Genomic DNA, 12,364 nt, shown 5'->3' on the forward strand with positions numbered 1-12,364 from the left:
ATCCCGTGGTAAAAGACACAAAGGCCCAGGACCAACTTTCCTTCGATCTAGAGAACGAATTGTCAATTGTTGAACTCGAAGATCGCTTCGAATTAACGGCCGCTGCTATGGATTCAGCCCGTTGCAGCGAGAACAGCGGGCAACTGCAGGCTTCGTAAACTTCCTGTCATTTTTGATTTCTGTTTGCGAACGGACATCAGAGATACGGTTAATCGGTGAGTATCCTTTTCTAACTATAAATCAGTTTATTAACCCCTAAACTTTTATTAATCATGGAAGAAAACAAGACGATCGCCCCTGAGCAAACGCCTGAATCACTGGTTGAAGCGCTGACGGTTATTGAACTCGAAGAGCGTTTCGAATTAACGGCTGCTGCTTTAGATTCAGCTCGTTGCAGCGGTAACAAACGCTAAAACAAAGCACCCGTTCGAGGGAATCGGGTAGTGACCAGTCAGTACTACGTAGTGCTGCAAAATGGTTGCCTGATCTCTCCCCTAATGTGCGTACAACCCTGTTTTACAATCAATTCATAAACCTGTTTATTATTTATCAATCATGGAAGAAAATAAGACATTCGCCCCCGAACAAATCGTTGAATCAGTAGCTGAAGCGCTAACCGTTGTTGAACTCGAAGAACGCTTCGAACTGACCGCAGCTGCTTTAGACTCAGCTCGTTGCAGCGGTAACAAAGTCAAGTAATTCAACCAACTTTTATCAAATTCCTCAAAATGGAAGATAAGAAAGTTACCTCGCCTGAGCACGCGAACGAGTCGCTTGTTGAAGCCCTGTCGATCGTTGAACTCGAGGAGCGCTTTGAATTGACGGCTGCTGCGCTGGATGCTGCCCGCTGCAGCAACAATAAAGTTTAAGAGTATACACGCTCTTACGCTGAACGAATACGTAATGCAACAAGTCCCGACGTAACGGTCATCTACTAGTGCAAAAGCCTGACCCACTGGTTCGCTTTTCGCCCGGCTAACGCCATCACCCGACCACCGTCTGGGGAGCATCGGAGGGGGGACGCAAAATCCCCCCTCTTTTTTTTCTCCGATTGATCATTCTTCTACTTGAACCGTATGCAACTGGCTTCCTATACAATCGAGGAAATGGAAACCGCGGCCGGTGGCCCCCGCCATTTTCTGTTGACCGTTAATGAAAAACCCTACCGAGTGGGGGAACTCCTGTGCGTCATCCTTCAGCACATAGCCGAACGGCGCTCATCGGCCGACATTGTACCCCTGCTCAATGGCTGGGCGGCCGGTCGTCACGTGTTCACGGCGCAGGAGGTAGACCAGATTATTGAACATAAAATTCGACCACTCGGCGTTTTCAATACGTCGGTGTCGGCCAGCCCAACCCTGACCGATACGCACCGGCTCAATGGCGTTCGCTGGCGCAAAACATTGCTTCGGTATACACAGATGCGCTGGGCACTGATCGGGCTGCAATGGCTCTTTACACCAGCCGTATTCTGGCCCCTACTGGCCGTAATGGTCGGGGCAAATTATTACTACATGAACAGTCTGATTGCCGCCGAAAAATACGTGGAAACCTACGCAGCTGCGAACAAAGACTGTTTGAAAGACATTAGCTATTTTGCTCTATTCTACCCAATTATCCTGCTGACGCTGCTCATTCACGAGGTTGGGCACGCAGCTGCGAGCTACCGGTTTGGCGTGAAACCCAAAGACATTGGGTTTGGTGTGTACTTAGTTTTCCCAGTGCTCTATGCCGACGTAACGGGCATCTGGCGACTGAACAAGCATAAGCGGGCCATCGTCAATCTGGCCGGTATCTTTATGCAGTTATTGATCAACATCGGTTTGATCTGGTATACGTACCACGCCGACGCCAACATTGACGTCATCACCACCTTCCGGTACCTGTTGCATATCAACGTCAGCATCATGCTTATCAACAGCATTCCGTTTCTGATGTTCGACGGCTACTGGCTCTATAGCGACCTGTTCGGGCTGCCCAATTTACAAAAACAGGCCAGCGCGGTATTTCTGAAATACACCAAGAAAATCATCCCTCAGATACCTTATTCGCTACCACCCCAGGCGGAGAAAATGATCAACTTTCGCAACCCTCTGTTGCTGACGTATACAGCCGGCCGTTACTTGTTTCTGGCGTATTTTATTGCGTATGGTTTCGGCATATTTGCGAAGACCATCGCTAACCTGCCCTCCGTATTTTACCAGATATACATCGATTTTTCGGTTTGCTCCATCGAACCGTTTCTGCAATCCTCGCTAACGGTCGGTATGTTCGGCTACTTCTTTGCCCAGTATTCACGAACAGGTCGCCAGGTCTTTCGTACCATCCGTAAAGCCTAAGAACCAATTGGTACCACGGGTTTTAACCCGTCTTTGACTCCCATTACGGGTTAAAACCCGGGATACCTTCTCTTACTGCTAATCGCTATGGAATCGAACCTAATAAGGCAACCTCACGTCCGTTCGCCATACATCGACATGGAGTCGACCGGAACGGGTAAACTGAAAATACATAATCAGCTTTCGGGCCGGGCGTTTGAAGTGGGCGAGGGGATCGGTAAGATTCTTCGCTTCTACGACGCACCCCGCTCATTCGACGAGGTAGCCGAACAGTTTCCGCTCTACGGAAATAAGCTGGGCGTAGTCTGTCAATACCTGACTGATCAACGATTGATCTTTCCGGCCGACGATCCGGCCGAGCTGGTGACCGACCGGGTGGCCGTGGCTCCCCGGCTATTCGACGCGCAACCGTTGACAGAGTCGGACGTAACAACGCCTGTGGCGGTTTGTCTGGGCGTACCGTTTGGGAAAGGAAACGGGAAATCAATGGGTTCGGCCGAATTCCCGCAGACCATCCGGGCTTATACACAACGGTATGGCTTGGCAACAAATCGGTTAGCTCAGTCGCTGAGCTGTGGTGCGGTGGGGAATGCGGACGTAACGGATCGACTGAAGAAGCTATTTAAGGCGGATCGGTTCCGCGATGGCGGGAATCTGTTCGTTAGTGCGCTCGAATCCCCGGCGTTCATATACGAGAAGTTGTATGCCGTGGCTCGGAAACTGCTTCGGCAGGGACACGTACCCGTGACCATCGGGGGTGATCATTCGATCAGCTACCCGCTGATCCGGGCCGCTGCCGAGACGTATCCAAATCTACACGTCCTGCATTTCGACGCCCATACGGATACGTACTCGTCGCGCTACGATGCTCTACCACACGCGGGACGTATTCATCACTACGGCAACTTCATGAGTTACTGCCTGGCCCTGCCGACCGTAGCCAAAGTGTACCAGTTCGGTATTCGCGGACTGACCAATGCCTGCGAACAGGACACCGCTAAACGCCAGATCATCTGGGCCGATGAAGCCCGCACGGTTACCCTCGATCTGCCCAATGACGTACCGTATTACGTTACGTTCGACATCGACGTACTGGACCCATCGGTAGCACCCGGTACAGCGTCTCCCGTTGCCAATGGCCTGACATACGCCGAAACAACCGCCCTGTTCGAGCGACTGCTTCCCGGCAAGCGAATCATCGGACTTGACCTGGTAGAAATGAATCCTGATTTCGACCGTACGGAACTGACGACTGAAGTTGCCGTGAGTATTCTGCTTCAATTGCTGAGTTACATACCGCTAATGTCCTGCTCTAAACCCGACTCCGTATGAAAACGACTTTATTCTGGCTGAGCGTACTCGTCTGGTTTCCGCTGGTTGCCCATAGCCAGACGACCATAACCGGCCTCATCAGCGACAAAAAAGGACGACCTCTCCCTGGTGCCAGTGTTGGCATATTGGGTGGATATGACGGTGCTATGACGGCTGACAATGGTACGTTCTCGTTCAGTACGAGCGAGAAGGGATCTACAAGAGTACGGCTACAGATGTTGGGATTCCAGTCGCGCGATACGTTGCTGACGCTGGGTCAATCAGGAAATGTGGCGCTGAACCTTCAACTGAGCGACGTTTCGGTAGCATTGAACGAGGTACAGGTAAAAAGTAAGGGCAACGATTTTCTGTCGAAAGGGGGGACGCTCTCTCTACAGGCGCTTGATGTTCGGGCGATGGGCGGCTCCAACGCCGACATTGCGAATGCCTTCCGAACGCTGCCTGGTGTGCAACCGGTGACGAACGCAACGGGATTGTTAGTACGGGGTGGTTCCGGCGACGAAACGAAAGTATTTATCGATGGCATGCAGGCCAATAATTTCTTCTACACCGGTAGTCCGGACGTATCGCAGCGCGGTCGTTTCAACCCCGATCTGTTTGAAGGCAACTTCTTCAGCAGCGGGGGATATTCAGCGCTGTACGGGCAGGCTCTTTCGTCAACGCTCATTCTGGATACGCGCAATCTTCCAGCACAATCGTCGGTCAATGCGGCTATTAATTCCACCGGCGGTACGCTCGATGCGACCCATCTCATGGCCCGTCAGCGCCAGGCAATCAGTGCATCGGTGAACTACATGAACATGAGCCCGTATTACCAACTGGTTCCCCAGCGACGCGATTTTACCGAAGGGCCGTCTTTCCTGGATATGACCGTGAACGTTCGGAAACAATTTCGCCGGCAGGATATGCTGAAGTTGCTCAGTTCCTACGGGCAAAATAACGTAGCGTTTACCATGCCAAATGTAGACCGGGCCAATGTTCGGGATTATTATCGATTGCAAAGCCGGAATGTCTATAACAATCTGACGTACAGTAGTTTTTTAGGGCGAGGAATTCACCTGCACGCGGGATTTGCCTTTAGCCTGGCCAGCACAACGTATCAATCGGACACGCTGATGCAAATTGACGCCAAAAGTCCGAACCGCGCCCTGCCCGAACGCCAGGTCCTGCTGGGATCGTATCAGGGGCGGGTGGTGCTGCGCAAGGTAATCAATCCGAATACGGACATATATATTGGTGCAGAAACCCAGCTGACGACGGATACCTACGCCCGTGCCTACGCGGGTCGGTCACGTCAGGATCTGGTGAATGGGCAATACGTAGCGGCCTTTGCCGAAACAAATCTTACGGTACAGGAACGGTGGAACGCCCGGCTGGGCGTTCGTCTGGAACATCAGTCATTGCTGTCTGGAACGAATCTGTCGCCCCGAGCAACGGTAAATTATCGGTTGGCCAAACAGGAGAAATTGTTTGTTAGCTACGGTCAGTTTTTTCAGACACCGGATACGCAATGGCTCATCAACAGGACCAGTCCCAATGACCGGCTTCAGGCGCAGAAGGCAACGCATTATATTGTTGGCTACCTCCGCGAACGCGCCGGGTCGATTATCCGGCTGGAAGCTTTTTACAAAACCTATAACCGACTGCTTCGTACGACCGATACGTCGACAACGGGTCAAGGCTACGCGCAGGGTATCGAAGCATTCTGGCGCAATAAATCGCTTATCAAAAACGGTGATTTCTGGCTGTCGTATGCTTATCTGGATACCAAACGACAATATCTAACCTATCCGGTAATGGCTCAACCAAACTTTGCGGCCCGGCACGTAGCGTCGGCAGTCATGAAGAAATACCTGACCGGCCCTGCTCTAAGTGTTGGATTAACCTACACCTATGCATCGGGTCGACCGTATTACAATCCCAGTCAACCGGTTTCCGAATTTATGACCGATCGGACGGCGGATTATCATAACCTGGGCGTAACGCTCGCGCATTTAACTCGCTTCCTGGGATCAAATGCCCTGTGGGTGATGTCGGCAAATAATCTGTTGGGTAGCCAGCAAATATTTGATTACCAGTATTCAACGATCGACCCCAGCCGACGGCAGGCCGTTACGCCGTTAGCCTCCCGCTTTTATTACGTAGGGTTGTTCCTGAGCTGGGGAATCGATAAGCGCCAGAAAACTATTGACGACCTTCTTTAATTGGTTAGCAGAAAGCAGACAAACCCACTGGTTCATGCCGGTGGGTTTTCTTGACCGGCATACGTTATAACCTGACGTTGTAGCGTCTAACTGCTTTCTTCCCCATTTTTGACCTGAATTCTAACCCTTACATGCTAACACATATGAACAAGAAAAACACCCCCTGGACTGATGAGTCGGCTTACGAACTGGACTGGACTCACGCTGACGACGAGTTGCTCAAAACCAATGGCGACAGCGGAGCGCCTTCGCCCAACGATCTGACACGCTGGCTATCGTCCGTTCAGATACGTCACAAATAACCAAGTCAACGGCCTCAACTACAGTTGGGGCCGTTGACGTATTGCAGTTTGCAGTTATTCATTGAGCGATACGTTCTCGACACTAGCTTCTTCAGAGCGCTTTCGCCAGAACCAGTAAAAGGGTAAACCCGTAGCGATCAAGCCCAGACCGGTCAGGGCTTCGCGGGGCTGGTTGATGAGCGTTGTTACGACCAGTAGGGTACAGCAGATGCAGAAAAAAGCAGGTACAAACGGATAGCCTACGACACGGTAAGGACGTACTCGTTCGGGTTGCCTGTAGCGGAGAAGGATGACGCCTAAAGCCGTTGCTCCGTAGAAAATAAACGACGCAAAGACCAGCATATCCGTCAATTGATCGAAACTGCCGGACCAGACCAGAACAGCCGCCCAAACGCTCTGAAGCAAGATCGCGACGGATGGGGTTTTGTAACGAGGATGAATAACGGCCGCCGATTTGAAAAACAAACCATCGCGGGCCATCGCGTAAAACACCCGGGCAGGCATCAGAATGGATGCGTTGGTCGAATTGGAGGTCGTTATCAAAATTAGTATCGAAATGAACGTAGCGCCGAACCAGCCAGCCGCCTGACGGACTACTTCAACAGCCGCGATCTTACCGGGCATACTGGCCAGCTGTACCAGTGAATCAATGGGCAATACGTACACATAGACTACGTTCAGCAGTACGTAAATCGCGATAACAATGCTGGTGCCAACGCCCAGCGCAATGGGTAGATTCCGTTGCGGATTTTTGATTTCCTCGCCGATGTAGCCGATCTGGTTCCAGCCTTCATACCCCCAGAAAGCTCCTAATGAAGCCGCCACCAGCGAGCCCAATAAACTACTACGTACTGTTGTGCTGCTGGGTTGCACTGACTGCGTTAGATTGGACAAACTACCCGAATCGGCTGAAAACCCAAGGACGGCAATGATCGCTACGGCGACAAAAACAATGTAGATCAGCGCCCGACTAAGACCTTCCGCTACCGTAACGCCCCGGTAATTGACCAGACTCAGGAAGATGATAAGTCCCGTAGCCACACATTTCACCAGGAACTCGGTTGATTCATTGTGCAGACTGATCAGGGAAAGCAGTGACTGGCCAAAAATGTGGGAGAGCGCAGCAATCGTAGCCGTGCGCATCACCGTAAACGCACCCCAACCGTACAGAAAAGCAAATAGCCGACCATACACGCGCTTGAAATATACGTATTCGCCACCCGATTGCGGAAACATACCCGCCATTTCGGCATAAGTAAGGGCACCGGTCAAGCTAACGAGCCCAGCGGCTATCCAGCAGGCCACAACAAGCAGCGGAGAGCCCAGTTCAGCCGCCATTGGCGCAACCTTTTTAAAAACGCCCGACCCAACAATACCACTGACTACTAATAAAATAGCGGAACGAGTGTCAATCGTGCGTGCTAATTTGACCATTTGTTTCTTTGGAGATACGGTGAAGAGGAAGTTGAATTATTTTATAGAAACGTAATAGTACGAAATAATTCCTTGATCTGACTTTGATTGTTTTGCTGAAGTGATTGTGGCTATTTCGTAAAGTCAGGTTCTCAAATCCGACTTTTTAGGGGCTCATAAAGTTCACCCACAAGTTGTATGCAAGATTTCTTGAAACTGATTAAGTCAGGTTTGAGCGCCTGACTTCATATTGAGGTTGACGGATAGTTATTCAAATACGTCAGTAAGGTGGGAAGAAAGCTGGTCATGCTTTTGTAATCCAGCATCGCTTGGGGTGTTGTGCTGAACACCTGCGCCATCTGTTTTGCCCGTTGAAGATCAGCGGCTTCGACCGCCAGCCGGTTTTGGTACGTATGAATCCCAAACAGGATGGCACCTGAGCGGGGCAGTCGGGTAAGGGTTTGTCGCTCGACACGTATGTAAAGCTGATCGCCAATGGTATCGGGCGTTAACGTCGGCAACCGGTCGGCAAGTCGTTGTTGAAGGAAAGTCGTGTGGCGACTGGTCATATCGAGCTGATCGCTGATTTTTACGCTCCAGTTGGCTCGCCAAACCGGCCGACCGATGGGTAAGCGTTCCATCAGTTTCTGAGCAGCCTGCATCATCGGCTCGACAATCGGCATAATAGGCGCATGAATCTGCCCGAAGGGGAGTCCTATTTTTTCGTCCAGGCACCAATCATTCGCGAAACAGAGTTGACCCGCTACCAACGTAGCGTCATTCCCGGCTAATACGATCAGATCTTCCTGAACCTGTCGCCCAACCCAATCGAGCGGAGCGTACGGTAACGTAGTGGCATCGCCAAACGTAAACGTAATAGCTTCGTTCAACAGATGATTTTCCCAATGCCAGCGATCCCCATTCTTCTGGAGCGTGAACTGATCAGGGCCGAACCGGGCCAGATTGTGTAAGATGATGTCCACTACGTCCCACTGGGCTGTTTCGTAGTCTGGCAATGTCTGAAAGTAATAGTCAGGAAGTTCGGTCAGAAGTTGACGTTTAAGCGTGATTTCAGGGCTATACTGCGCATCTACTTCAACCAGCCGGTCGCTTTCCGACAAAGGAGCTGTGCCCATCTTGTCATTAAAACGTTGGCCAAAAGGGAAGTAAGGAAGCATAATAGACGTGATGAAATAATTAAGAGTTTGTTAAATCACCCCTAAATCCCCTTCAGGGGATTTAGGGGTGATTTAACCCCAATCCCGCTCCTCCCGTCGGACGCATATAGCCGTTCTCTACCACAAAACCACCTGATACTACGTCCTCGGCCAGGTCGAAACTGCCGTCGAGGTCAATGTAGCGGGTATGTGGGCAGGCAAAGGCTGCATGCAAGGCGGCCGTGATGCTCACCCGGCTTTCGTCGTTACAACCCCAAAATAGGGAGATTCCGGCAGGTTCAGCAATGGTAGCCATGTCGAGGGCGGCCCGGATACCCCCGCATTTCATTAGCTTGATGTTGTAGATCCCAAACGGTTGTGGTTGCTGAGCTAGTGTCAAAGCCGCCTTTGGGCCTTTCAGCGACTCATCAGCAGCCAATGATTGCCGAATGTTATCAGGTAAAATAAGCAATTCCTGCTCCTGGCCCACGGGTAGTGGCTGTTCGATTAGTTCAACGTCTGCATCAGCAGTGGCAGCGACAAAGTGTTGTAAATCAGTCAGTGAATAGCCCTGATTCGCATCGACACGGATGGTGAACTCGTCAGGATACGTTTCTCTGAGTTTTAAAATCCGCTCGATGTCTTCGTCTACGTCTAACCCCGTTTTTACTTTCAATACCCGAAATCCCTGGTCAAAATAACCTGCCGCTTCGGCTAACGTGTCGGCTACGTTCATGATGCCAATCGTAACGGAGGTTGGGAGGGAGTGAATCTTTTGTCCATAAAACTGAACCACGGGAACGCCCAGGTATTGCCCAAAAGCGTCGTGCAGTGCAATATCCAGTGCGGCCAACGTACCGGGTGCTTGGGCAAACTGTTGCTGTCCGTCGCGTATCCAGGACTGAAATAGTCGAATGTCTTTGCCCACCAAACGGGTCACCCAGTCACCCTGAAGATGTTGCAGCGCCTGTTCCGGCGATTCTCCAACCACTTCGGGCGAGGGATTAGCCGCTCCGATCCCAACCATGCCGTTATCCAGCTCGATCTCCAGAAAGACATTTTCGACATCCGACGTTGTCTGATACGCAATGGTATACGGCTTGGTAAGCGCCAGATTCTTTAAATAAGCCCGTATCGATCTAATGCGCATGAACCTTGTTGATTAACGATTGAATAACGGGAATGATCGTGTCGACGCCTTCCTGCAAAGGCAGCAACGCCGGAATACCAAGACGTTCGGCGTACTCTTTCTGATACGTAACGGCTTCTTCGTTTGTACAATCTTCGGTGTTGAGCGCCAGCGCAATAACCTCCGAATGATAAGCCCGGATCAGGGCAATTTCGGATTCGACAGACGGAATTCTTCCCCAGGCCGGGTCATGGTCGTAATACGTTCGCTTGGGTGCATGGACGAGTACGACGTAGCGCGCGTTGCCCGATACCAGAAACTCGGAACCGCAGGGGCCGCTTGGATTCCGTAGTGCGGCTTGTCCTTCAATCAGCAAAACGTCGGCACAGGTTTCGCGCCAGCACGTAACGAGGGCGTGTTCCAGTTCGCCCGACACGAAATCGTTCAGCGTCGAATCGAAGACAAAACCGTATTTGCCGCCCTGTAGCCAGCCCGTTTGACCCGTATAAATCATCTGTGCATTCACATCATGTCGTTCACAAGCTTCCCGGACGAGTCGGGCAGTGGTCCGTTTGCCGAGGGCGCAGTCGGTACCGATCACGGCGATAATCGGCGCGGTGATTTGGTTGACCTCACCCGTCCAGAAATGGAGTTCGTCGCGGGATTTCGGTCGTCGTACGTCGATGAGCTGCACCCCGTGTTGCTGCGCTAACGTAACGATTTCGGGTTTGTCGTTCAGAAATTCGTGTAACCCATTGACGATCGACACGCCTTGTTCGATACACCGTTTAACATCAGTCAGCATCGTTTGAGGTAATACACCTCCGTTTGTGGCAATAGCAATGATGGCGTACTCAACCGAATCGACCTGTTCAAGTGCTTCATCGACCGAAGCAAAAACTGGTATGTTACGTGATTGACCATCCAGCACAATGCCTGCATCCTGACCCGCTGTCGGTGCGTCGACTACACCAACAACCGTGTATCGTTCCGTTCCGCGAATCAGTCCATGGGCTGTTTTGGCGTTCGGTGTACTCAATAAGCCATCGGTGAGCAGAATAGCTCGATTATTCATAAAAAAGAGTTTGGCGTTATTTACGGCGGTAATATGGCAATTATGGCCAAATATACCGCAGGGAAGGTGTTTTTGCGAGCTCACTTTCTTATACAATACGGTATACAACTTGTCTTTCAGAAGAGGGAATGGTTTATCTAAGCTTTCTTCGATTCTAGTGTAACTTGCTGCACGCAGAGAAGTATGTATACGTATCGTTCTCCCGTTAATTGACAGCCTTATGTTTACCCGAAGAGATTTTCTCCGATTTTCCAGTGCATCAGCCGTTCCAGCTTTTTCGGATTCCGGCGATTTTTCCAGACAATGGCTGACGGCTGACCCAGCCTTGGAACCTGTCTTTTTTATGGGCGATGGACCTATGTATTCACCAACGGAATTCATTGCCAAACTGGGTCAAATCAACCAGACTAAGCCCATCGAGCGAGATTTTTACGGGAAAGGTGGCTGCGTGGACGAGCTAGCCAGTCAATTTGCTACCATAACCGGCAAAGAAGCTGCCATCTATTTAGCCTCGGGAACGTTAGCCAATCAGTTGGCTATTTCGGTGCTAAGTGGCGAGAATACCAAGGTGTTCGTTCAGGAAACCAGTCACGTCTACCGCGACGAAGCGGATGCGGCACAGTCCGTATTTGGTAAACGACTGATATCACTAGCACCCAACAAAGCTTATTTCACGCTGAGCGACCTTCAGCAATCCATTGAGGAGCTTAATCAGGGCGAGGTTTTTCGAAGTGGCATTGGCGTTGTATCGATTGAAAATCCGGTACGTCGGAATGATGGCCAGTTTGTTCCGATCGACGAGATTAAGAAAATAGCCGCTTTTTGCCGGGAGAAGGGCTATAAACTCCATCTGGACGGTGCCCGGATTTATTTAGCGGCCGCCTATTCGGGTACGTCGGTGAAGGAGTATGCGTCTTACTTCGACACCGTCTACATTTCGCTCTACAAATATCTTGGAGCGGCTGGGGGCGCCATCCTTTGCGGTCCTAAAGAGATTATTGACAAAATGGAGCACTTAGCCAAGATCCACGGTGGAGTAGCTTTCATGAGCTGGACCAATGCGGCCATGGCGTTGCATCACCTGGCAGGTTTGGAAGAACGCCTGAAACGAAGTGTCCTTCAGGGTAAACAACTGGCTGGTCAGCTCAATGAATTGCCGGAAATTAAAATAACGCCCGTTGCCGGTGGGACGAACATATCAAACGCACAGCTATCGCCCGCCATAGACCCTAAAAAACTAAGCGAGACTCTGTGGCAGACTCATCAAATCGCTTTACCCGTCGCGAAGGCGGATGGATCATTCAAACTGATGGTCAATGACAGCTTATTGAACCGCACGAATGACCAGCTTGTAACGGCCTTTAAAAACGCCATTCGTTTCGCTAAACGGTAAGGACGGTGGCCGTTCAGCAA

At 51.0% G+C, this 12,364-nt stretch carries 13 protein-coding genes; 9 read left to right on the forward strand and 4 right to left on the reverse strand.

From position 1 onward, the window contains the following. The first annotated feature begins 5 nt into the window (after positions 1-5). The 8 genes from IC230_RS14305 (at position 6) to IC230_RS14340 (ending at position 6,177) form a co-directional block, all read left to right on the forward strand. A complete protein-coding gene (locus tag IC230_RS14305; RefSeq protein ID WP_191039703.1) occupies positions 6-158 on the forward strand; it encodes a hypothetical protein in 153 nt (50 codons plus the stop codon). 114 nt (positions 159-272) lie between these two features. Further along, complete coding sequence (locus tag IC230_RS14310) at positions 273-413, forward strand: hypothetical protein (protein ID WP_191039704.1); 141 nt, start codon at positions 273-275, stop codon at positions 411-413. Positions 414-555: 142 nt separating this feature from the next. Next, entirely contained in the window at positions 556-699 is a 144-nt protein-coding gene (locus IC230_RS14315) for a hypothetical protein (protein WP_191039705.1), read from the forward strand. 29 nt (positions 700-728) lie between these two features. Further along, positions 729-869, forward strand: a complete 141-nt coding sequence (locus IC230_RS14320) for a hypothetical protein (protein ID WP_191039706.1) — start codon at positions 729-731, stop codon at positions 867-869. A gap of 207 nt (positions 870-1,076) precedes the next feature. Beyond that, the gene (locus tag IC230_RS14325; RefSeq protein WP_191039707.1) at positions 1,077-2,339 is read left to right on the forward strand and encodes a M50 family metallopeptidase; all 1,263 of its coding nucleotides are present in this window, start codon (positions 1,077-1,079) and stop codon (positions 2,337-2,339) included. 87 nt (positions 2,340-2,426) lie between these two features. Then, positions 2,427-3,671, forward strand: a complete 1,245-nt coding sequence (locus tag IC230_RS14330; protein ID WP_191039708.1) for an arginase family protein — start codon at positions 2,427-2,429, stop codon at positions 3,669-3,671. Beyond that, a complete protein-coding gene (locus IC230_RS14335; RefSeq protein WP_191039709.1) occupies positions 3,668-5,875 on the forward strand; it encodes a TonB-dependent receptor in 2,208 nt (735 codons plus the stop codon). Before IC230_RS14330 ends, IC230_RS14335 begins: the two co-directional genes overlap by 4 nt. 143 nt (positions 5,876-6,018) lie before the next feature. Then, positions 6,019-6,177 (forward strand): hypothetical protein, encoded by a 159-nt coding sequence (locus IC230_RS14340; RefSeq protein ID WP_191039710.1) that lies wholly within the window; start codon positions 6,019-6,021, stop codon positions 6,175-6,177. A gap of 54 nt (positions 6,178-6,231) precedes the next feature. On the opposite strand, the gene IC230_RS14345 is transcribed toward IC230_RS14340, so the two are convergent. The 4 genes from IC230_RS14345 to IC230_RS14360 form a co-directional block, all read right to left on the reverse strand. Then, positions 6,232-7,611 carry an APC family permease gene (locus IC230_RS14345; protein WP_191039711.1) on the reverse strand — a complete coding sequence of 460 codons (1,380 nt, stop codon included), beginning with the start codon at positions 7,609-7,611 and terminating at the stop codon, positions 6,232-6,234. 224 nt (positions 7,612-7,835) lie between these two features. After that, positions 7,836-8,768, reverse strand: a complete 933-nt coding sequence (locus IC230_RS14350) for a heme-dependent oxidative N-demethylase family protein (RefSeq protein ID WP_191039712.1) — start codon at positions 8,766-8,768, stop codon at positions 7,836-7,838. 61 nt (positions 8,769-8,829) lie between these two features. After that, on the reverse strand, positions 8,830-9,897 hold the full coding sequence (locus IC230_RS14355; RefSeq protein WP_191039713.1) for a mandelate racemase/muconate lactonizing enzyme family protein: 1,068 nt from the start codon (positions 9,895-9,897) through the stop codon (positions 8,830-8,832). Further along, complete coding sequence (locus tag IC230_RS14360) at positions 9,887-10,951, reverse strand: DUF1611 domain-containing protein (RefSeq protein ID WP_191039714.1); 1,065 nt, start codon at positions 10,949-10,951, stop codon at positions 9,887-9,889. Before IC230_RS14360 ends, IC230_RS14355 begins: the two co-directional genes overlap by 11 nt. A 220-nt stretch (positions 10,952-11,171) precedes the next feature. On the opposite strand from IC230_RS14360, the gene IC230_RS14365 reads away from it, so the two are divergent. Next, positions 11,172-12,344, forward strand: a complete 1,173-nt coding sequence (locus tag IC230_RS14365; RefSeq protein WP_191039715.1) for a threonine aldolase family protein — start codon at positions 11,172-11,174, stop codon at positions 12,342-12,344. Positions 12,345-12,364 lie beyond the last annotated feature (20 nt).

Origin of the sequence: Spirosoma validum (assembly GCF_014699035.1) — a bacterium.
Classification (GTDB): Bacteria; Bacteroidota; Bacteroidia; order Cytophagales; family Spirosomataceae; genus Spirosoma; species Spirosoma validum.